Annotated in this window: 20 protein-coding genes; 13 read left to right on the top strand and 7 right to left on the bottom strand. The window is 71.5% G+C overall.

Annotated elements, in window-relative coordinates; translation table 11 throughout:
• The first annotated feature begins 282 nt into the window (after positions 1–282).
• From ACWD0Y_RS02460 to ACWD0Y_RS02450, 3 genes are all read left to right on the top strand, one after another.
• A complete protein-coding gene (locus tag ACWD0Y_RS02460) occupies positions 283–1,206 on the top strand; it encodes a DUF3027 domain-containing protein (protein ID WP_450258623.1) in 924 nt (307 codons plus the stop codon).
• A 264-nt stretch (positions 1,207–1,470) separates the two neighbouring features.
• On the top strand, positions 1,471–4,629 hold the full coding sequence (locus ACWD0Y_RS02455) for a sacsin N-terminal ATP-binding-like domain-containing protein (RefSeq protein WP_450258622.1): 3,159 nt from the start codon (positions 1,471–1,473) through the stop codon (positions 4,627–4,629).
• A gap of 107 nt (positions 4,630–4,736) precedes the next feature.
• Entirely contained in the window at positions 4,737–5,573 is an 837-nt protein-coding gene (locus ACWD0Y_RS02450; RefSeq protein WP_450258621.1) for a calcium-binding protein, read from the top strand.
• A 55-nt stretch (positions 5,574–5,628) separates the two neighbouring features.
• Here ACWD0Y_RS02450 and ACWD0Y_RS02445 read toward each other — a convergent pair whose 3' ends face one another.
• A complete protein-coding gene (locus tag ACWD0Y_RS02445; protein ID WP_450258620.1) occupies positions 5,629–8,100 on the bottom strand; it encodes an HAD-IC family P-type ATPase in 2,472 nt (823 codons plus the stop codon).
• Positions 8,101–8,261: 161 nt separating this feature from the next.
• The gene (locus tag ACWD0Y_RS02440; RefSeq protein ID WP_450258619.1) at positions 8,262–8,588 is read right to left on the bottom strand and encodes a DUF2530 domain-containing protein; all 327 of its coding nucleotides are present in this window, start codon (positions 8,586–8,588) and stop codon (positions 8,262–8,264) included.
• Between the two features lie 218 nt (positions 8,589–8,806).
• Here ACWD0Y_RS02440 and ACWD0Y_RS02435 point away from each other — a divergent pair, with 218 nt between their 5' ends.
• On the top strand, positions 8,807–10,258 hold the full coding sequence (locus ACWD0Y_RS02435; RefSeq protein WP_450258618.1) for an NCS2 family permease: 1,452 nt from the start codon (positions 8,807–8,809) through the stop codon (positions 10,256–10,258).
• 34 nt (positions 10,259–10,292) lie between these two features.
• Here ACWD0Y_RS02435 and ACWD0Y_RS02430 read toward each other — a convergent pair whose 3' ends face one another.
• Positions 10,293–10,478 carry a toxin-antitoxin system HicB family antitoxin gene (locus ACWD0Y_RS02430; RefSeq protein WP_450258617.1) on the bottom strand — a complete coding sequence of 62 codons (186 nt, stop codon included), beginning with the start codon at positions 10,476–10,478 and terminating at the stop codon, positions 10,293–10,295.
• Positions 10,479–10,597: 119 nt separating this feature from the next.
• On the opposite strand from ACWD0Y_RS02430, the gene ACWD0Y_RS02425 reads away from it, so the two are divergent.
• A complete protein-coding gene (locus ACWD0Y_RS02425) occupies positions 10,598–11,035 on the top strand; it encodes a MarR family winged helix-turn-helix transcriptional regulator (protein ID WP_450258616.1) in 438 nt (145 codons plus the stop codon).
• Between the two features lie 43 nt (positions 11,036–11,078).
• Positions 11,079–12,452 (top strand): MFS transporter, encoded by a 1,374-nt coding sequence (locus tag ACWD0Y_RS02420; RefSeq protein WP_450258615.1) that lies wholly within the window; start codon positions 11,079–11,081, stop codon positions 12,450–12,452.
• 84 nt (positions 12,453–12,536) lie between these two features.
• On the opposite strand, the gene ACWD0Y_RS02415 is transcribed toward ACWD0Y_RS02420, so the two are convergent.
• Together ACWD0Y_RS02415 and ACWD0Y_RS02410 are read right to left on the bottom strand one after the other, a co-directional pair.
• Positions 12,537–12,908 (bottom strand): fic family toxin-antitoxin system, toxin component, encoded by a 372-nt coding sequence (locus tag ACWD0Y_RS02415; protein WP_450258614.1) that lies wholly within the window; start codon positions 12,906–12,908, stop codon positions 12,537–12,539.
• Positions 12,905–13,144 carry a hypothetical protein gene (locus tag ACWD0Y_RS02410; RefSeq protein WP_450258613.1) on the bottom strand — a complete coding sequence of 80 codons (240 nt, stop codon included), beginning with the start codon at positions 13,142–13,144 and terminating at the stop codon, positions 12,905–12,907. The genes ACWD0Y_RS02415 and ACWD0Y_RS02410 overlap by 4 nt, the downstream gene beginning before the upstream one ends.
• 99 nt (positions 13,145–13,243) lie before the next feature.
• On the opposite strand from ACWD0Y_RS02410, the gene thpR reads away from it, so the two are divergent.
• On the top strand, positions 13,244–13,816 hold the full coding sequence (thpR, locus tag ACWD0Y_RS02405) for an RNA 2',3'-cyclic phosphodiesterase (protein WP_450258612.1): 573 nt from the start codon (positions 13,244–13,246) through the stop codon (positions 13,814–13,816).
• A 216-nt stretch (positions 13,817–14,032) separates the two neighbouring features.
• Here the strand turns inward: thpR and ACWD0Y_RS02400 are convergent, their stop codons facing one another.
• Positions 14,033–15,031: an aldo/keto reductase gene (locus ACWD0Y_RS02400; RefSeq protein ID WP_450258611.1), complete on the bottom strand. Its 999-nt coding sequence runs from the start codon at positions 15,029–15,031 to the stop codon at positions 14,033–14,035.
• Positions 15,032–15,177: 146 nt separating this feature from the next.
• On the opposite strand from ACWD0Y_RS02400, the gene ACWD0Y_RS02395 reads away from it, so the two are divergent.
• The gene (locus tag ACWD0Y_RS02395) at positions 15,178–16,155 is read left to right on the top strand and encodes a DUF1648 domain-containing protein (protein WP_450258610.1); all 978 of its coding nucleotides are present in this window, start codon (positions 15,178–15,180) and stop codon (positions 16,153–16,155) included.
• Between the two features lies 1 nt (position 16,156).
• The gene (locus ACWD0Y_RS02390) at positions 16,157–16,525 is read left to right on the top strand and encodes a GntR family transcriptional regulator (protein WP_450258609.1); all 369 of its coding nucleotides are present in this window, start codon (positions 16,157–16,159) and stop codon (positions 16,523–16,525) included.
• A gap of 134 nt (positions 16,526–16,659) precedes the next feature.
• On the opposite strand, the gene ACWD0Y_RS02385 is transcribed toward ACWD0Y_RS02390, so the two are convergent.
• On the bottom strand, positions 16,660–17,064 hold the full coding sequence (locus ACWD0Y_RS02385; protein ID WP_450258608.1) for a peptidase inhibitor family I36 protein: 405 nt from the start codon (positions 17,062–17,064) through the stop codon (positions 16,660–16,662).
• Positions 17,065–17,348: 284 nt separating this feature from the next.
• Here ACWD0Y_RS02385 and ACWD0Y_RS02380 point away from each other — a divergent pair, with 284 nt between their 5' ends.
• The 4 genes from ACWD0Y_RS02380 to ACWD0Y_RS02365 are packed head-to-tail and all read left to right on the top strand — an operon-like array spanning position 17,349 to position 20,265.
• Positions 17,349–17,660, top strand: coding sequence for a WXG100 family type VII secretion target (locus tag ACWD0Y_RS02380; protein ID WP_093800339.1), 312 nt, complete (start codon positions 17,349–17,351; stop codon positions 17,658–17,660).
• Positions 17,657–19,069, top strand: coding sequence for a putative T7SS-secreted protein (locus ACWD0Y_RS02375; RefSeq protein ID WP_450258607.1), 1,413 nt, complete (start codon positions 17,657–17,659; stop codon positions 19,067–19,069). Before ACWD0Y_RS02380 ends, ACWD0Y_RS02375 begins: the two co-directional genes overlap by 4 nt.
• A gap of 2 nt (positions 19,070–19,071) precedes the next feature.
• On the top strand, positions 19,072–19,587 hold the full coding sequence (locus ACWD0Y_RS02370) for a hypothetical protein (protein WP_450258606.1): 516 nt from the start codon (positions 19,072–19,074) through the stop codon (positions 19,585–19,587).
• Between the two features lie 3 nt (positions 19,588–19,590).
• The gene (locus ACWD0Y_RS02365; protein ID WP_450258605.1) at positions 19,591–20,265 is read left to right on the top strand and encodes a hypothetical protein; all 675 of its coding nucleotides are present in this window, start codon (positions 19,591–19,593) and stop codon (positions 20,263–20,265) included.
• The last annotated feature ends 7 nt before the right edge of the window (positions 20,266–20,272 follow it).

Here is a 20,272-nt window from a genome sequence, read left to right as displayed (position 1 = left end):
GGGCCTTCCGGTCCCAAAGACGGCGTGCAGGTGGGCCCGGGGCGGCAGAGGGGGTAGCGTGCGTAGCGCGCCACCGGCGGTTGTCCTCGGCCGCGCGCCTCTCCGTCATCCCGCAGAATGGGTGGTGGAAAGTGCGCCCGAGACCGAGACGAGTCGGGCGAGGCGTGGACGTCGACGCGGCCCTTCGGTCCGCTCCGCCCGCAGCTCGCACCTCGTATCTCGTACCTCGTACGGGCATCCGTTGGCGCACCCGTGAGACGGCGTAGGAGAGAAGCGAGACCTGTGAGTGCTGCGACGACGCGAAGCCGAACCCCTGACCGCCTGTGCGCCGAGGCGGTAGACCTTGCCCGTGAGGCGGCCGAGGAGGCCGCCTTCCCCGGGGTGGTCGGCGAGCATGTCTCCCTCTTCGCCGAGGGTGACCGGGTGGTCACCCACCTCTTCGAGTGCAAGGAACCCGGCTACCGGGGCTGGCGCTGGGCGGTGACCGTCACCCGCGCCTCGCGGGCCAAGCTGGTCACCCTCAACGAGACGGTCCTCCTGCCGGGACCGGACTCCCTGCTGGCGCCGGAGTGGGTGCCGTGGAGCGAGCGGCTGCGCCCCGGGGACCTGGGGCCGGGCGACCTGCTCCCCACCGAGGCGGACGACCTGCGCCTGGAGCCCGGCTACACGGGCGCCGACGCGCCGCTGCCGGACTCCCCGGTCTCGGAGGAGATGGCGGAGCTCGTCGAGGCGGAGGACGCCGAGGTCACGGGCGGTGCGCCGGCGACGCTGCCGCTGGCTCCCGTGCGGGGTTCGATCGCGGCGGTCGCCGAAGAGCTCGGGATGCGGCGTGCGCGCGTCCTGTCGCGGTACGGGCTGCACGTCGCGGCGGACCGCTGGGACGAGGCGTACGGCGCGAAGTCCCCCATGGCCCAGGCGGCCCCCGCCACCTGTGTCTCCTGTGCCTTCCTCGTGCCGATGGCCGGTTCGCTGCGCCAGGCGTTCGGTGTCTGCGCGAACGAGTTCTCCCCGGCGGACGGCCACGTCGTCTCGCTCGCCTACGGCTGCGGGGGCCACTCGGAGGCCGCGGTCATGCCGAAGCCGCTGCGCCCGCCGCCCCCGGTCCTGGACTCGATGGCCACGGACGTGTTCCCGCTCCGCCCGGACCCGGAGGGCGGCTCGGTCCCGGCCACGCCGGACCCGGCGGAGGACCTGGGCCACTCCTGACCCCGGGCGCCCTCCGGGCGCCGGGGCCCGGGCCCCTCACGCGGCGGAGCCGCACGAGGTCACAGTGGGAAGGGGCGGGCAGGGGAAGCCCCGCGCGGCGGCACACCCCGCCGCCCCCTGACCCGCACCGCAGCGACCCGGCGGGCAGGTGGACGCCGCGGGCCCGCCCACACGCGATACTTGCGCCGCGTGGACGCGGGTAGGCGCCAGTTGACGAGCCGACCGGCGGGCAGCACCCGTACCTCAGGACGAGCGGAGACAAGCGTGAGCGTCAGGGCCACCGACGAGGCCGACCCCTTCGGGACGGCGCGGCTGCGGCGTGGGGTGCTCGACGCGTGGAGCGCGAGCCCCGCCCGGTTCCGCGAGGACGCCAACGCCGAGGAGGACCTCGCCCTCGGCGGCTACCGGGACCGCCTCGTCGTCGAGCTGGCCCAGAACGCCGCCGACGCCGCCGCCCGCGCCGGCGTCACCGGCAGGCTCCGGCTCACCCTGCACGCCGCCCCCGGCCACGGCGCCCCCGCGATCCTCGCCGCCGCCAACACCGGCGCCCCCCTCGACGCCGCCGGCGTGGAGTCCCTCAGCACGCTGCGCGCGTCCGCCAAGCGCGAGGACGCGAGCAGCGCGGTCGGCCGCTTCGGCGTCGGGTTCGCCGCCGTACTGGCCGTCAGCGACGAGCCCGCCGTCCTCGGCCGCCACGGCGGTGTCCGCTGGTCCCTGGCGGAGGCCAGGGAGCTGGCCGTGGACGCCGCCGGCACCGCGCCCGGGCTCGGCGAAGAGCTGCGGCGCCGCGACGGCCACGTGCCCCTCCTGCGGCTCCCGCTCCCCGCCGAGGGCTCCGCCCCCGAGGGCTACGACACCGTCGTGGTCCTGCCCCTGCGCGACGGCAGCGCGGTGGACCTCGCCCGGCACCTCCTCGACGCCATCGACGACGCGCTGCTCCTCACCCTCCCCGGCCTCGCCGAGGTGGTCGTCGAAACCCCGGACTCCACCCGGACGTTGACGCGGCACGAGCAGGACGCGTACGTACACATCGACGACACCGCGCGCGGCGCCGCGCCCGCCGCCCGCACCACCCGCTGGCGCACCGTCACCCGCTCGGGAGCCCTGGAGCCCGCCCTCCTCGCCGACCGGCCCGTCGAGGAGCGCCTGCGCCCCCACTGGTCCGTCACCTGGGCCGTCCCGGTGGACGCCGAGGGGTCGCCGCAGCACCCCCGTACCGCGCCCGTCGTGCACGCCCCGACACCGACCGACGAACCCCTCGGCGTACCGGCCCTGCTGATCGCGTCGCTGCCGCTGGACACGGCCCGCCGCCACCCCGCGCCGGGCCCGCTCACCGACTTCCTCGTGCAGCGCGCCGCCGACGCGTACGCCGAACTGCTCGGCGGCTGGGAGCCCGTCTCCACCGGGACGGTCGACCTCGTCCCCGGGCCGCTCGGCAAGGGCGAACTGGACGGCGCACTGCGCGCGGCCGTCGTCGAGCGGCTGCCCCGCGTCGCGTTCCTCGCACCGGCGGCGCCGTCCGAGGAGTTCACCGCGCTGCGCCCGTTCGAGGCGGAGGTCGTCGAGGGCGCGGGCGCGGACACCGTCCGCGTCATGGCCGAGGTACTGCCGACCCTGCTGCCCGCCGGGCTCGAACGCCGCCCCGAGCTGCGCACCCTCGGCGTCGGCCGGCTGCCGCTGGGTGACGCCATCGAACGCCTCGCGGGCGCCGAGCGCGAACCGTCCTGGTGGCGGCGGCTGTACGAGTCCCTGGCCGGCGTCGACCCCGACCGCCTGTCCGGCCTGCCGGTCCCGCTGGCCGGCGGCCGTACGGTGATCGGCCCGCGCCAGGTCCTGCTGCCGCTCCCCGGCGCGGACACGGACGCGGGCACGGGCGCGGACACCGCCGCCCCCGAGCAGCTCACCCGCCTCGGCCTGAAGGTCGCCCACCCCGACGCCGCCCACCCCCTCCTCGAAAAGCTCGGCGCGCTTCCCGCCACCCCCCGCGCCGTCCTCACCACGCCGCAGGTGCGGGCCGCCGTCGCCGCCTCCATGGACGAGGGCGGCCAGATCTGGGACGAGGACGCCCCCGACGCCGAAGAGCTGGCGGAGACCGTCCTGGCGCTCGTGCGCGACGCCGACCTGCTGCCCGGCGACGAGCCGTGGCTCGGCGCGCTCGCCCTGACCGACGAGGACGGCGAGCTCTCGCCCGCCGGTGAACTCGTCCTGCCCGGCAGCCCGTTCGCGCGGGTCATGCGCGAGGGCGAACTGGCCCTGTGCGACGCCGAACTGGCCGCCCGCTGGGGCGCACAGCCGCTCACCGCCTGCGGCGTCCTGGCCGGCTTCGCGCTCGTACGCGCCACCGACGTCGTCCTGGACCCCGACGAGTTCGAGCCGCGCGAAGGCGACTTCGCCGAGCCCGACGACGCGGGCCTGCTCGACGCCGTGGACGTGTGGTGCGAGGACATCCTCGACCAGCTGCCGGAGACCTCCGTGCCGCCGGTCGCCACCGAGATCGTCGCCGTGCGGGATCTGGACCTGGTGGACGACGACAAGTGGCCGCAGGCACTGGCGATGCTCGCCCGGCCGCCGCTGCGGGACGCGCTGACCCAGCCCGTGCGCGTCCTGCTGCCGGACGGCACGACGCAGTCCGTACGCCCGTACACCGCGTGGTGGCTGCGCGACCACCCCGTACTCGACGGGCGCCGCCCGGCCGGTCTGCGCGCGGCGGGCGGCGACCCGCTCCTCGACGGGCTCTACACCTCCGCGGACGCGACCGGCTTCGACGACGAGCAGGTGCTGAGGGCGCTGGGCGTACGCACCTCCGTGGCCGCGCTGCTGGACGAGCCCGGCGGCGCCGCCGAGCTCCTCGGCCGTCTCGCGGACCCGGACCGTACGGTCACCGCGTCCCAACTCCACGCGCTGTACGGCGCCCTGGCCGATCTCGACCCCGAACAGGTCACGCTCCCCGACGAGCTGCGCGCGGTCGTGGACGGCGAGGTGCGGGTGGTCGACGCGGCGGACGCCGTGGTCGCGGACGCCCCCGACCTGCTGCCGCTCACCGCCGGGCTGCCGCTGCTGCCGGTGGCCCCGTCCCGCGCCGCCGACCTGGCCGAACTCCTCCAGGTGCGCCGCCTCAGCGAGTCGGCCCGGGCCGAGGTGACGACGGAGGGCGTGGAGCGAGAGGTTCCGGAAGCGGTGCGGGTCCTGCTCGGCGCCGCCACCCCGGCGACGTACGTCGAACACGAGGAACTCCTCGCGGGCGGCGTCGAACTGGACTGGCGCCGCACCCCCGACGGCGTGGTCCACGCGGCCACCCTGGAGGGCGTTGCGGCCGGTCTTGCCTGGTCGGCGGGGCAGTGGCCGCGCCGCTTCGAGGTGGCGGCGCTGATTGAGGACCCGTCACGCACGGAAGAGCTGGCGCGCGACCGCTGGTTCGACTGATTCTTTGTTTACGAACTTTCCACGTTATCCCTACACTTCGTTCGACACTCAAAGATCCCGCCGGGGGGAAACACGGCGGGGTCGCATTCCTGTGGGGACATACATACATGCGCATACGTGCCACTGTGGCCGCCATTTCGGGCGCCCTGGCCCTGTCCGCCCTTGCCGTACCGGCCGCCCAGGCCGAGGACGCCCCGAAGCCGGCCGGTCTGTCGGCCGCTCTCGCCGGTCAGGCACAGGCGGACGACGTCTCTGGCGACACCAAGATCACGAAGGTGGTCGTCAACGGCGGCAAGGCGCTCTCGCTCGGCACCACGGCGAAGAAGACCATCACCGCCGAGGTCACCGCCACCGACCCCGAGGGCATCTACGAGATCCACTCGTTCCTGTGGAACGGTCCCGGCGACAACCCCGCCGAGGACGCCATCGGGTTCTTCGGTCCGGACGACCAGACCGGCACCTGCACCGAGGTCAGCGCGACGACGACGAAGTGCAAGTACAGCATCGTCATCGACCCGCTCCTCATGGAGAACAAGACCGCCGGCACCTGGAAGCTGTGGGTCTCGGCCATCGGCGCCGACGGTGACTACCACGAGAACGGCGTCGCCGGTACGACGAAGATCCTGCGCTACTCGAAGCTCACGGTCAACGCCTCGCCCGAGCCGGTCGTGAAGGGCAAGACCATCACGGTCACGGGCAAGCTGTCCCGCGCCAACTGGGAGACGTACCAGTACCACGGCTACACCTCCCAGCCGGTGAAGCTCCAGTTCCGCAAGGCCGGCACCAGCACGTACACCACCGTCAAGACGGTGACCTCGAACAGCACCGGTGACCTGAAGACGACCGTCACGGCGGCCTCCGACGGTTACTGGCGCTACTCGTTCGCGGGTACGTCCACCACCCCCGCGGTCTCCGCGGCCGGTGACTACCTCGACGTGCGCTGAGCACCCGGGGCAGTGACCCGGCAGTGATCCGGCAGTAATCCAGGCAGTACCCCCGTTACGCGGGGAAGCGGCGGCCGACCCAGCGCCACACCAGCTCCAGGGCGGCCGCCGCCACCGCCGCGATGCCCACCGCCGTCCACGGCATCGTCGTCCCCACCAGCCTCAGCGCGAAGAAGTCCTGGAGCCACGGCACCACGAGCACGACCACGAAGCCGAGGCTCATCGCGGCCACCAGACCGACGCGCCACCAGGTGTACGGGCGGGCGACGATCGCCAGCACCCAGACCGACACCAGGAAGAGCGTGAGCGTCGCCGTGCTGGTCTCGGCGGCCAGGGCCCCGGGGCCGGAGTAGTGGGACCGGGCGAGCAGGTACGTACAGAAGGTCGCGGACGCGGCGATGACGCCGCCGGGGACCGAGTACCGCATCACCCGGCGTACGAAGTCCGGCCGGGCCCGCTCCTTGTTGGGCGCCAGCGCGAGGAAGAACGCGGGGACCCCGATCGTCAGCGTCGAGAGCAGCGTCAGGTGGCGCGGCAGGAACGGGTACTCGACCTGCGAGCAGACCACCAGGACCGCCAGCAGCACCGAGTAGACCGTCTTCGTCAGGAAGAGGGTCGCGACCCGGGTGATGTTGCCGATGACCCGGCGCCCCTCGGCCACCACCGAGGGCAGGGTCGCGAAGCTGTTGTTGAGCAGCACGATCTGCGCCACCGCCCGCGTGGCCTCCGACCCGGACCCCATCGCGACCCCGATGTCGGCGTCCTTGAGCGCGAGTACGTCGTTGACGCCGTCGCCCGTCATCGCGACCGTGTGGCCCTTCGACTGGAGCGCCGCGACCATGTCGCGCTTCTGCTGCGGGGTGACCCGGCCGAAGACCGCGTTCTCGTCCAGCGCCCCGGCCATCTCCGCGCGCCCGGCGGGCAGGGTGCGGGCGTCGACGGTGTTCGCGGCGCCCGGCATGTCGAGCTTGGCCGCGACCGCGCCGACGGACACCGCGTTGTCGCCGGAGAGGACCTTCGTGGCGACGTTCTGGTCGGCGAAGTACCGGAGGGTCGCGGCGGCTTCCGGGCGCAGCCGCTGCTCCAGGGCGACCAGGGCGGTGGCGCGCGAGCCGTCCCTGACCCGCGGGTCGCCCAGGTCCCCGCTGTCCGGGTTCCCGTCGACGCGGGCGAGCAGCAGCACTCGCAGGCCCTGTTCGTTGAGCAGGTCGATCTCGTCGAGGTACGGGTCGCCCCGCGGCAGCAGCACGTCGGGCGCGCCGAGCAGCCACGAGCTGGTGCCGCCGTTCCCCTCGGTGAAGCTCGCCCCGCTGTACTTGCGGGCGGACGAGAAGGGCAGCGAATCCGTGCAGCGCCAGGAGCCGTCGTCCGGACAGGCGTCCTTGATCGCCTGGAGGCTGGCGTTGGGCCGCGGGTCGGACCCGCCCAGGGCGCCGAGCACGGTGTGTACGTACGCCTCCCCGGTGCCCGAGCCGTCCAGCAGCCGTACCTCGGTGACGTCCATGCCGCCCTCGGTGAGGGTGCCCGTCTTGTCGAGGCACACGACGTCCACGCGCGCGAGCCCTTCGATCGCGGGCAGCTCCTGCACGAGGCACTGCTTGCGCCCGAGCCTGATCACCCCGACCGCGAAGGCGACCGAGGTGAGCAGCACCAGGCCCTCGGGGATCATCGGGACGATGCCGCCGACGGTGCGGGCGACCGAGTCCTTGAAGCCGGTCTCCTTGACGACCAGCTGGCTGATGACGAGGCCGACCGAGGTCGGGACCATCAGCCAGGTGACGAACTTGAGGATCTGGTTGATGCCGTTGCGCAGCTCGGAGTGGACGAGCGTGAAGCGGGACGCCTCCTCGGCGAGCTGGGTGGCGTACGCCTCGCGGCCGACCTTGGTGGCGGTGAACGCGCCGCCGCCCGCGACCACGAAGCTGCCGGACATCACCTGGTCGCCGGGTTGCTTGAGCACCGGATCGGCCTCGCCGGTGAGGAGCGACTCGTCGACCTCCAGGCCGTCGGCCTCCACGACCTCGCCGTCGACGACGGCCTTGTCGCCCGGTCCCAGCTCCACCAGGTCGCCGAGGACGATCCCGGAGGTGGACACCTCGACGGCGGTCCCGTCGCGGCGGACCTTCGGTCTGGCCTCGCCGATGACGGCGAGGCTGTCGAGGGTCTTCTTGGCGCGCAGCTCCTGGACGATGCCGATGGCCGTGTTGGCGACGATCACGAAGCCGAAGAGGCTGTCCTGGATCGGCGCGACGAAGAGCATGATCACCCACAGCACGCCGATGATCGCGTTGAAGCGGGTGAAGACGTTCGACCGGACGATCTCGGTGGCGGAGCGCGAGCTGCGCACCGGTACGTCGTTGACCTCGCCCCGGGCGACCCGCTCGGCGACCTCGGCCGTGGTGAGCCCGGTGCGCCTGGCGGACCGGGGGAGTTCCACGGGGTGTACGGGGTCGAGCTCGGCGCCCGCGTCGATCATGTGCCCGCCCGGCTCGGGCCCGTCCGTGCCGATCTTCGCCCGCTGCGTCATGGTTCCGACGGTACGACCGGACGTGCGGATCGACCCGTCGAGCGGCCGAAGACGGTACCGGGGGACGACGGAGGGACGGTGGGGACGGGCCCGTGGTCGTACGGGCTCCCGGACTTCCCCGGCCGGAGTTCTCCGCTCTCCCTGCCTCCGCGTTTCCCCGCTTACGCGTCCGGGCCGGCGGTGCGGGCGTCCGCTCCCGTGGACTCCGCTCCCGCGGACTCCGTCCCCTCCGCCTGCGCCCGCTCGGCCTTCGCGCGCTTGATCGCCGCGTCGCGCCCGCGGACGTACCAGATGCCGATCAGCCCGAGACCGGCGCCGGCCAGGCAGGTCCACACCCACCATGCCCAGCCGCGGTCGTCGAACCAGGCGTAGAAGGGGAGCTGCACCAGGAAGAGGGCGAACCAGAGGATCGTGCCGCCGACGACGGTGGCGACGACGGGCCCTTCAAGGGGCTCGGGTGCCTCGTGCTGGGGGGTCCACTTCGCCATGGGGACAGTGTAGGCGGCACCCGCGCACGTGCTGCCGGGGCAGACGCCCCAAGGGTCTACGCGCGGAGATAGCGATCTTTCCCTTATGTATTCATACTGAAACAGGTTTCGTCTGACTGGTTTTGTTCGTCTGAACATCCAATGTCGACCACTTCCAGATGTACCCGAGTTGCCTCCCCGTCTGTCCTTCAGCCCCCTTCTTCCGCATGAGGTCACGCATGTCTCCCTCGGCCACGGCTCCGGTCGACGCCAAGCAGCCGCCGTCTTCTCCGGAGCCGAAGAGCGGTCTCGACCGCTTCTTCAAGATCTCCGAGCGGGGCTCCACCGTTCCGCGCGAAATCCGGGGCGGTCTCGCCACCTTCTTCGCGATGGCCTACATCATCGTGCTGAACCCGATCATCCTGGGCAGCGCGAAGGACATGTACGGGCACCAGCTCGACGGCAGTGAGCTGGTCACCGCCACCGCGCTGACGGCCGCGTTCTCGACGCTGCTGATGGGCGTCATCGGCAACGTGCCGATCGCGCTCGCCGCCGGTCTCGGCGTCAACACCGTCGTCGCGCTCCAGCTCGCGCCCCGCATGAGCTGGCCCGACGCGATGGGCATGGTCGTGCTCGCCGGTTTCATCGTGATGCTGCTCGTCGCGACCGGCCTGCGGGAGCGCGTGATGAGCGCGGTGCCGATCGGTCTGCGCAAGGGCATCGCGATCGGCATCGGCCTCTTCATCATGCTGATCGGCCTGGTCGACTCGGGCTTCGTCTCCCGCATCCCGGACGCCGCGCACACCACCGTGCCGCTCCAGCTCGGCGCCACCGGCCAGCTCAACGGCTGGCCGGTCCTGATCTTCGTCCTCGGCGTGCTGCTCACGCTCGCGCTGATCGTCCGCAAGGTGCCGGGCGCGATCCTCATCTCGATCGTCGTGATGACCGTCGTCGCCCTCGTCGTCAACGCCGTCGCCGACATCCCCTCCTGGGGCCTGACCACCCCCGAGTGGCCCGGCAACCCGGTGGCCTCCCCGGACTTCGGCCTGGTCGGCCAGGTCAGCCTGTTCGGCGGCTTCGAGAAGGTCGGCCTGCTGACCGGCATCCTCTTCGTCTTCACCGTGCTGCTGTCCTGCTTCTTCGACGCGATGGGCACGATCCTCGGCGTCAGCGACGAGGCCAAGCTGCTGGACGAGAAGGGCAACCTGCCCGGCGTCAACAAGGTGCTGCTCATCGACGGCATCGCCGTCGCCGCGGGCGGCGCGACCTCCAGCTCCGCCACCACCTGCTTCGTGGAGTCCACCGCCGGTGTCGGCGAGGGCGCGCGCACGGGCCTGGCGAACGTCGTCACCGGCGGCCTCTTCGCCGTGGGCCTGTTCCTGACGCCGCTGGTCACGATGGTGCCGTCGCAGGCCGCCACCCCGGCCCTGCTCGCGGTGGGCTTCCTGATCCTGTCGGGCTCGGTCAAGGACATCGACTGGGCCGACTACACGATCGCGATCCCGGCGTTCCTGACCATGCTGATGATGCCGTTCACGTACTCGATCACGAACGGCATCGGCATCGGCTTCGTCAGCTTCTGCGTGCTGCGCCTGGCGGCCGGGCGCGGGCGCGAGGTGCCCGCGGCGATGTACGCGGTGTCGGCGGTCTTCGCCTTCTACTACCTGATGCCGGCGCTCAACCTCACGTGAGCGGCCTCACGCAAGCGGCATCGCGTGAGCGGCCTCACGCGATGCCGTCGTAGAACTTCTCCGTCTCGTCGACCGCCGACTTGAAGCGTTCGTCGAAGTCGTCGCGAATGAGCGTCCGGACCACATAGTCCTGGACGCTCATTCCGCGTTTGGCGGCACGGTCCCGGAGGCGGTCGTGCAGCTCACCGTCTATCCGCAGGCTGAGCACTGTTGATCCCATGCGGGACAGCGTCGCCGCCCCGCCCCCGGCGATACGTCACTTTCCGGAGCGGACTCACTCGTACGGGTGAAGTGATGCTCCGGCTGTATTTAGCGTGGGTAATGAGTTAGGCTAAATACATGCCTGACCTGTCGCACGACGGTAATGCCGCCGCCGTGAACTCCCTGCGCTCGGCCGTCATGCGGCTGGGCCGGCGCCTGAAGCACCAGCGCGTCGACGAATCGCTGAGTCCCACCGAGATGTCGGTACTCGGCACTCTCGCCCGCTGCGGCTCGGCCACCCCCGGTGAGCTGGCCCGCAAGGAGCACGTGCAGCCGCCCTCGATGACCCGCATCGTGGCGCTGCTCGAAGCCAAGGGACTGGTCAGGCTGGAGCCGCATCCCGACGACCGCCGGCAGAAGGTGGTCAGCCAGACCGAGACCGCCGAGGCGATGCTCGAAGAGAGCCGCCGCAAGCGGAACGCCTGGCTGGCCGGCCTCTGCGAGGGTCTGGACGAGGACGAATGGGCGAAGCTGCGCGCTGCCGCCCCCGTCCTGGAGAAGCTCGCACACCTCTGACCGCACCACCGACCCCGCGCGCCGCCAAGGAGGCGAACCCACTTTGAGTACGGGATCCGGAGCAGACTCCGCCCCCGCACCGAACACCCACCACGAGATACCCACCAGGGAACACAAAGGGCCGAGCATGTTCTCGTCCCTGAAGATCCGCAACTACCGGCTCTTCGCGACCGGCGCCGTCGTGTCCAACACCGGCACGTGGATGTCGCGCATCACCCAGGACTGGCTGGTCCTCGACCTCACCGGGTCCGCGGCCGCCGTCGGTATCACCACGGCCCTCCAGTTCCTGCCGATGCTGCTCTTCGGCCTGTACGGCGGTGTCATCGCCGACCGGTACCCCAAGCGCACCCTTCTGCTCTTCAGCCAGGCCGCCCTCGGCCTGTGCGGCGTCGCGCTCGCCGCCCTCACGCTCTCCGGCCACATCCAGGTCTGGCACGTCTACCTGATCGCGTTCCTGCTCGGCATGGTCACGGTCGTCGACAACCCGGCCCGGCAGTCCTTCGTGTCCGAGATGGTCGGCCCCGACCAGCTGCGCAACGCCGTCAGCCTCAACTCGGCGAACTTCCAGTCCGCCCGCCTGATCGGCCCCGCCGTCGCGGGTGTGCTGATCACGACGATCGGCAGCGGCTGGGCGTTCATGCTCAACGGCCTGTCCTTCCTCGCGCCGCTCGCGGGCCTGCTGCTGATGCGCCAGAGCGAGATGCACAAGACGGAGAGGGTGCCGCGCGGCAAGGGCCAGCTGAGGGAGGGCCTGCGCTACGTCTCGGGCCGCCCCGAGCTGATCTGGCCGATCGTCCTCGTCGGCTTCGTCGGCACGTTCGGCTTCAACTTCCCGATCTGGCTCAGCGCCTTCGCCGACGGCGTCTTCCACGGCGGCGCCGGGCTGTACTCCTTCTTCAACATCCTGATGGCGGCCGGTTCGCTGGCCGGCGCGCTGCTCTCCGCCCGCCGCCGCTCCTCGCGGCTGCGGATGCTGGTCGCCGCCGCGATGGCCTTCGGCGCGCTGCAGATCGCGGCGTCGTTCTCGCCCGCCCTGTGGCTGTTCGCGATGCTGCTGGTGCCGATCGGCATGCTCGGTCTGACGGTCAACATCACCGCCAACACGAGCGTCCAGATGGCGACCGACCCGGCGATGCGGGGCCGCGTCATGAGCCTCTACATGATGGTCTTCGCCGGTGGTACGCCGGTGGGCGCGCCGCTCCTCGGCTGGGTCACCGACACCTACGGCGCGCGCGTCGGCTTCGCGACGGGCGGCGCGATCTCGCTGCTGGCGGGCATCGGCGTGGCGATCGTACTGGCGCGCCTGGGGGGCCTGCGCCTCAAGGTGGACCTGCGCCGGGGCCACCAGCACGTGGCGTTCGTCCCGAAGGAGTCCAAGGAGCCGGTACGTCCGAAGGAACTCACCACGGTGGCGTGACGCGGACCGGCGTGACGCCTCCGCCGGACGGCCGCGGCCCCGGACACGGACGTGTCCGGGGCCGCGTGCGTCTGCGCGGGAGCGCTACCGCTGGGCCCAGCGGTGGAGGTGCTCGCCCAGGGCGCGGACACCGGCGGCGCCGGGCCGGATGGAAGCCAGCACCTTCCGCAGCTCGTTCGGTGGCGGCTGGAGGCGCAGGCCGTTGGCCCTCATGAACGCGCGGGCCGCGGCAAAGGCGAAGGTCTTGTTGCCGCGCTCCAAGGGAGCGAGCAGGGCGAGTGTCTGCATGAGCGCGGCCGCTTTCAGCGGCACAGAGCCGTACACCTCGTGATCGAAGGCCCTGGCCTGGGTGCGGGCCGCCCCCGCGATCAGTACACCCAGGTCGTCCGCCTGAGGGTCGCCGGGGACCTGCTCCGCGGTCCACAACAGCTGGCTCAGGTCGAGATGATGAGTCATGCGGCGTCGGCTTCCGTGCGGGGCGGAGCGTCGTCCGCGAGGTCCGCCTCGGCCAGCACGTCGCCGTACAGCTCGAACGTCTCGAGCACCGCCGCCCTGTACCGCTCGGTGAACTCGTCCCGCTGGAGCGTCGTGACGACGTACTCCTGGACCGTCATGTCGCGCGCCGCGGCTCGCTCCTTGATCGACTCAAGAGAGTCGCTGTCTATGCGCACGCTGAGCATCCTGGTAGCCATGCATCCATGCTTGCACCTTGTCTGCGCAGGTGGAAGTGGAAGTAAACGTTCGGGTGGGAAGCGACCGCAGCCGATCATCACGTGCCGGAAACTGGTCGTATGAGACTCTTCGCCGCCGTACTTCCGCCCACCGAGGCCGTCGACGAGCTCGCCGTCGCCGTCGACCGGCTGCGCGCCCTCCCCGGCGCGGACGGCCTGCGCTGGACGGGCCGTGACGGCTGGCACTTCACGCTCGCCTTCCTCGGGGAGGTGGACGAAGAGCTCCTGCCGGCCGTCGAGGAACGCTTCGGCCGCGCCGCCGCCCGCCAGGACCCCTTCCCCCTCCGTCTCCACGGCGGCGGCCGTTTCGGGCAGCGCGCCCTGTGGGCCGGGGCGGCGGGCGGCCTCGACGCGATGCGGCTGCTCGCGGACCGCGCGGACGCGGCGGCGCGGCGGGCCGGGGTGGCGATGGACGAGCACCGGGCGTACAAGGCGCACCTGACGATCGCCCGCAGCCGCGCCACCGGGCCGGCCGCGGACCTGCGGCCGTACGTCGAGGCGCTCGCCCCCTTCGAGGGCACGGCCTGGACGGTGGGTGAGCTTGCTCTCGTCCGCAGCAACCTGCCGGTGCACGGAGTGCCCGGTGCGCGGCCCCGGTACGAACAACTGCGGGTCTGGCCGCTGGGGCACTGACGGAGGCTCTGCCCCCGTCCGGTTACGCTCGACGTGTGGACCCGAAAAGCAGAAACCGGATCATGGCCGGTGTACTCGTGCTGATGTTCGTCGTCGTCGCCCTGGCGGCCGCGGTCGGCGGCTGACCGATCGGCCGGCCGGCCGCGGCCGTCACGGCGACGTAGTGCCGGACGTACTGCCGGATGTGCTGCCGGCCGTACTCCTGCGGGGCCGGACCTACCAGGCGAAGGCCTCGGGGGACGGCCCCGGCCCCGGGAAGATCTCGTCCAGCGACGCCAGCACCTCCTCCGACAGCTCCAGCTCGACGGCGCGCAGCGCCGACTCCAGCTGCTCCGCCGTGCGCGGCCCGACGATGGGTCCGGTGACCCCCGGCCGGGTGAGCAGCCAGGCCAGGGCGGCCTCGCCGGGCTCCAGGCCGTGCTTGGCCAGCAGGTCCTCGTACGCCTGCACCTGCGCGCGGACGGTCGTGTTCGCGAGCGCGTCGGCCGACCGTCCGGAGGAGGACCGGGCCGCCCCGCCCTCGCGCTCCTTGCGCAGCACGCCGCCGAGCAGCCCGCCGTGCAGCGGCGACCACGGGATGACCCCCAGGCCGTACTCCTGCGCGGCCGGGATGACCTCCATCTCGGCGCGCCGCTCGGCGAGGTTGTAGAGGCACTGCTCGCTCACGAGCCCGTACGACCCGAGCCGCCGCGCGGTCTCGTTGGCGCGCGCGATGTGCCAGCCGGCGAAGTTCGACGACCCTGCGTACAGGATCTTGCCCTGCTGGACGAGTACGTCGATGGCCTGCCAGATCTCCTCGAACGGAGTGTTCCGGTCGACGTGGTGGAACTGGTAGACGTCGATGTAGTCGGTCTTCAGCCGCCTGAGGCTCGCCTCGACGGAGCGGCGGATGTTGAGGGCGGAGAGGCGGTCGTGGTTGGGCCAGGGCGGTGAGTCGTCGAGCGACATGTCGGCGTACAGCTTGGTGGCGAGGACGGTCTTGTCCCGCCGGTCGCCGCCCTTCGCGAACCAGGAGCCGATGATCTCCTCGGTGCGCCCCTTGTTGGCACCCCAGCCGTAGGCGTTGGCGGTGTCGAAGAAGTTGACGCCGGCCCCGAGAGCGGCGTCCATGATGCTGTGGCTGTCGGCCTCGCTGGTCTGGGGCCCGAAGTTCATCGTGCCGAGGACGAGGCGGCTGACCTTGAGTCCCGTGCGTCCGAGTTGCGTGTACTTCATGGGCACCAAGCCAACGCCTTCGAGCGCGCTCGAAGCAAGAGGGCGTGCGCGGAAGTTGATGATGCGCCGGTAACCGCCCGGCAGGCGTTCCCTCTTGGCGCTGTGGCGTTGATTGTTCTACTATGACGCGAACAAGGGGGTAAAAAATGAAGCAGACAACAGGGCGCGGCAGCCTCGCCGCCCTCACCGCTCTTCCTTACGTCGTGGCGCTCGCCGCCGAGCTGATCCTGTTCACCGTGGTGCGCGACCGGCTGCCCGACCCGCTCGCGACGCACTTCGACGGCACCGTCCCGGACCGGTTCACCGGGCAGGGCGCGTTCGTGCTCATGTGCATCGGCCTCATGGCGGGGACCGCCGCGCTGTTCGTGGCCGGCCTGCTCCGGGGCGCCTTCGCCCGCTGGGCGGTCCCCGTGGCGTACGGGACCGCCGGGCTGCTCGGCGCCGGCGTGGTCTCCGTCGTCCTGGTCAACGCCGGTGCCACCGGTGACGCGGCCGCGGCGCGGATGCCGCTGTGGCACCTCGCCGTCTCCGCCGTGGTGGGCGCGGCCGCCGCCGGTGCCGGGTGGCTGACCGTCCGGACACTGCGGCTGCCGGAGGGCGCGTCCCTGTCGGCCGGCGGGACCGCGCGGCTGCTCGACCTCGCCGAGGGGGAGGTCGCGGGCTGGACCCGTACCGCCTCCTCCCGGCAGTTCTCCGCGCTCGGCCTCGTGACGGCCGCCGTCGGGTGCGTGCTCGTGGTGCCGGTGGGGTGGCAGGTGGCCGTGCCGCTGTTCCTCGCCGGGCTGCTGGTGCTGTGCTTCTCCCGGCTCACCGTCACCGCCGGACCCCGGGGGCTCACCGTCTCGCCCGCTCTGCTGCCCCGGCCCCGCGTCCGGGTGCCGCTGGACGCGATGACCGTGGCGGTGAGCCGGGAGATCAGGCCGGTCGCCGACTTCGGCGGCTGGGGCTACCGGCTCCGCCCGGACGCCACGGGGGTCGTCCTGCGCTCCGGTGAGGCGTTGGTCGTACGACGCGGCAGCGGCCGCGAGTTCGCGGTGACCGTCGACGACTCCGCGACCGCCGCCGCCCTCCTCAACTCCCTGATCTCCGCCGTCCCCGCGACCGGACCGAGGGCGAGGCACTGACATGCTCTTCCGCGTCGAACCCGGCTCCGCCGTCCCGCTCGGCGACCAGATCGCCGCCCGGGTCCGGAGGGCCATCGCCGACGGCGAGGTGGCCCCCGGCGACCGGCTCCCCGCCGCACGCGCGCTCGCCGAGTCCCTCGGGGTCAACATCCACACGGTGCTGCGTGGTTACCAGCGCCTGCGCGACGAGGGCATGATCGAACTGCGCCGCGGCCGCGGCGCCGTGGTCCTCGACGCGCGGGGCACCCCGGCCCGCGCCCGGCTCCTCGGCCGCGTGGACGCCCTCGTCACCGAGGCCCGCGAGCTGGGGCTGACGGACGAGGAGATCCTGGGCCTCGTACGGTCCGGGATGACCGCCCCGGCCCACTGAGTACCGCTGTCTCCGCCGGTCACGGATGCGTGGCGGGAACAGGTCCTCGCGGGAACGGGCTCTCGCGGGAACGGGAGAGCGACCCCGCCACGCACCCGGCGGGGTCGCTCCACGGACGGCCGCGGGCCGTCAGGTCAGCCGCAGGAGCCGCTGATCCACTGGTGCGACTTGAGCTTGTACGTACCCGCGAGGTTGCCCCGCGCGCCCTGGGGCGTGCAGCCCTTGCGGGTGTTGTAGTTCGCCCACTGGTAGTAGGCGACGCCGCTGGCCGAGCTGGTGCCCCGGTTCCACACCGACTTCACGTTGTGGGTCTGGGACCAGGAGCAGCGGATGGTCCCCTGGGTCCAGTCCGCGTCGGCGACGCTCCAGGAGCACTTGGAACCGGTGCCGTAGGTCCCCGTGTAGAAGCAGACGTTGCCGCTGGCGCACGCCCCCCACTCCTGCGCGTCGGCCGGGGCGGCGGACGCCACGGGTACGGACACGGTGGCGAGGAGGGCGGCCGTGCCGAGGCCGGCCAGCATCGTACGAGTCTTGCGCATGGTCTGTGGTTCCTCTCCGTCGAGTTCCCCCGCCGCCCCGGGTCAGTGGGGCGACGCGGCCACGCTAGGGAAGCGGCGATCGGACGGACAAGGGACCGAATGAGCCAACAGCGGCCGTGGGTAAGGTCGTTGGAGCAGTACGCCACATCCTCCGCGCACGCGTCCTGCTCACTGTGAAGGTTTTGCGAACGGGCAGGCCCCTCTTGCGAGCCCTCTTTCACCTGCTGGTTAACGTGGGACGAGGGTTGACGGTTGCGAATTCCGAAACAAGGGGGCCCGGCGCGATGGGGGCAGGTTTCAAGGTCGAGATCAGTGAGCTCGACGGGCTCGTCAGAGAGCTCCACCGGAGTCAGGAGGAGATGCGCTCGGCGCTGAACGCGCTGCGCGACACCGGCCCGAAGACCACGGGCAGCAAGGAACTCGACAACGCCTGCGACGAGTTCCACGACAGCTGGGACGACGCGATCAAGAAGATCGCCGACGGTACGCAGGTCATCGAGGACAAGGTCAAGCAGACCCGCACGACCTACCACGAGGTCGAATCGGCCATCCGGGACGGCTTCGCCGCCGGGGCCGGGAAGGGCGGCGGGAAGTGAGCGCCACCTACCCCTCCCTCGGCTTCGACCCCGCGCCGGGCGACGCCGGCAACGTGGGGTCCCTCGCGGCCCGCACGAAGCAGGCGGCGACCGCGCTCGACAACGCGCAGGCCACCATCAAGCGCCTGACCGGGAACGTGAGCTGGGCCGGGGACGCGGCCTCCGCGTTCTCGCGGAAGGTCGGCGAGCTGCCCGGTTACCTGAAGGACAGCCACGAGGCGATGCGGACCGCGTCGACGGAGCTGTCGAAGTGGCGCGAGGCGCTCACGCACTACCAGAGCACGGCCCGTACGTACGAGACCCGTGCCAAGGAAGCCAAGGGAAAGGTGGCCTCGGCCGAGAAGGCCAACGAGGCCGCGACCGGCCGCTACAACCAGGCGGCGGCCGACCCCGCGTTCCGGCTCAGCGGCCAGTACTTCACGGGCCCCGCGCTCCAGGAGGCCCAGGCGAAGGTCGACGCGGCGAACGCGCGGCTGAAGCAGGCGGACGGTGAGCTCTCCTCCGCCTCCGCGCAGCTGGACCAGGCACAGCGTGAACTCGAAGAGATCATCAAGCGGGCCGAGCAGCTGCTGGAGGACCACCAGGCCGAGGCGCGCGGGATCGCGGGGCAGCTGCGCAAGGCGACGGACAGCGCGCCCGACCCGGGGTTCTGGGAACGGCTCGGCGACAAGTTCCAGGAGATCGGGCACGCGATCCAGGAGTGGTGCGCCCGCCACAAGGACCTGCTGAACAAGATCGGCGACTGGCTGGGGAACATCTCCGCCGTACTCGGCATCCTGGCGCTGCTGACACTGTGGTGCCCGCCGCTGTCCGGCGCGCTCGCGCTGGCGAGCGCGGGGTTCTCGGCGGGAGCGCTGCTCTCGCACGGCGCGGCGAAGCTGGGCGGGGCCGATGTCAGCTGGCTGAGTCTCGCGGGTGACGCGGTCGGCATCATTCCGGGCGCGGGGTTCGCGAAGACCGCGGTCACTGGTTCCGTGAAGGTCGTGGTCCGTGCGGAGCAGGTCGGGGAAGCGCTGGTCACGCGCATCGACGACGCGCAAAGAGTCAGTCGGCTGGGCCGCCTCGTCTCCGAGGGGGCCGCAGAAGTGAGTGACTTCAGTCGAGCGGGCAACCGTTTCCTTGATGCCGCCGAGGGACAGGTCTTCAAGGCCACAGGCGGCGTCGGAAACCGGATACAGCTCGCCTGGGAGAATTCGGTCGCCAAGAATCTTGGTACCTCAATGGGCGAAGCCCCGATCAACCAGATCGTTGCCAACACCCCGATCCTCAAAGACCTTGATTCTCTGAAGGCGGCCATTCGCCCCGACGGAACTCTGGACCCGATGTCCTGGTGGTCGAAGGGCCCTCTGCTCGCCCAGTCCTTGCCGGGCACTGTCAGCGGCATCTACGACAGCGTGACGGGAGACTAGGCATGGCTGCCGCCCTACCGTCCGAACCGCTCGCCGACCCTGTCCTTCCCCACGCTTCCAGGGTGGGGCTCGTCCTGTGGCTCGTCGTGCAGTGGGTCGCCATCCCCGTGGAATTCTTCTTCCGGGCCATCTGGTTCGTCGTGATGGTCCTCGGAGGCGAGTCACCCGACGACTCGCTGATCAGCGCTCCTGCGAAATTCATGTCACCCAGAAAGTTCCTGATCCGGATGTCGCACGCCCCGGCCAGGAAAGAGGAATACCTGAACAGGGAACTCACTCGCCTGTCCCGGGAAATCGAGCAGCAGAAATTCAGCTGGCGTACTCAGATCCACCATCACGTTTCCGAGGTGAAGACGCCTGGCTTGTCCCTGGGAGGTGTCGGCCTGAACTCCCGGGACTATCGAGGGACGCCGCTCAGCACGTTGACACACCTCGCGCACAAGCACAACCTCACACTCGTCGCTGGGACGGATCTCCGTGACGGCGTGCTCCTGCGCTCCGTAGAGAGAAAGGTCTGAGCGATGCAGTCTGCGTCCCCCGAGCTTCACCTGGACGTCCCCGGTGGCTTCTACTCCCTGGGCCTCGACCTCGACGGTGAGGAACGCCTGGAACAGCTTTGGGTCATCGCGGAGGAGATCTGGCCGACCGGGACCGACTTCCAGCGCGAAGTCACCTTCCACTCCTACCGCGAGATGGCCGACCACGCCCTCGCCGGGAACGCCTTCTACGCGGGCTTCTGCCTGGACGACGCCCCGGACGGCCGCCGCACCACCGCCTCGCTGCTGGCCCGCCTCGACCCGCTGGACGAGGCCGACGCGGAGCTGTCCGCGCGCGGCCTCTTCGAAGCGCTCTCCGTGAACGAGAACAACACGGTCGAGTACATCCGCGTTCCGGCAGGGCCGGGCGTGCTCGTACTGTGCGGCCTGCAATGGCAGTCCGACCCGGACGACGACACGGCACCGTCCATGCCCCTCGCCCGGACCGACGTGTACCTGCCCCTGCCCCGCATGGGCCGGCTCCTCGTCCTGAGCCTCACCACGCCGTCCCTGCCGGATCTCCCCTTCTACGTCTCGCTGCTGTCGAAGACGGCCCACGACCTCACGGTCTCCAGCGGCGCCGAGCCTCCCTCCGGCCCGGAGACCGGCGGAGAGAGAGGGACTGCCATCGCCGAACAGGTCAGGTCCGACTTCGGGTAGAGGCAGG

It is taken from the genome of Streptomyces altiplanensis, from assembly GCF_053591575.1.
The sequence above is the reverse complement of the archived record's forward strand: the minus strand, read 5'-3'. Positions and strand labels throughout refer to the sequence as shown.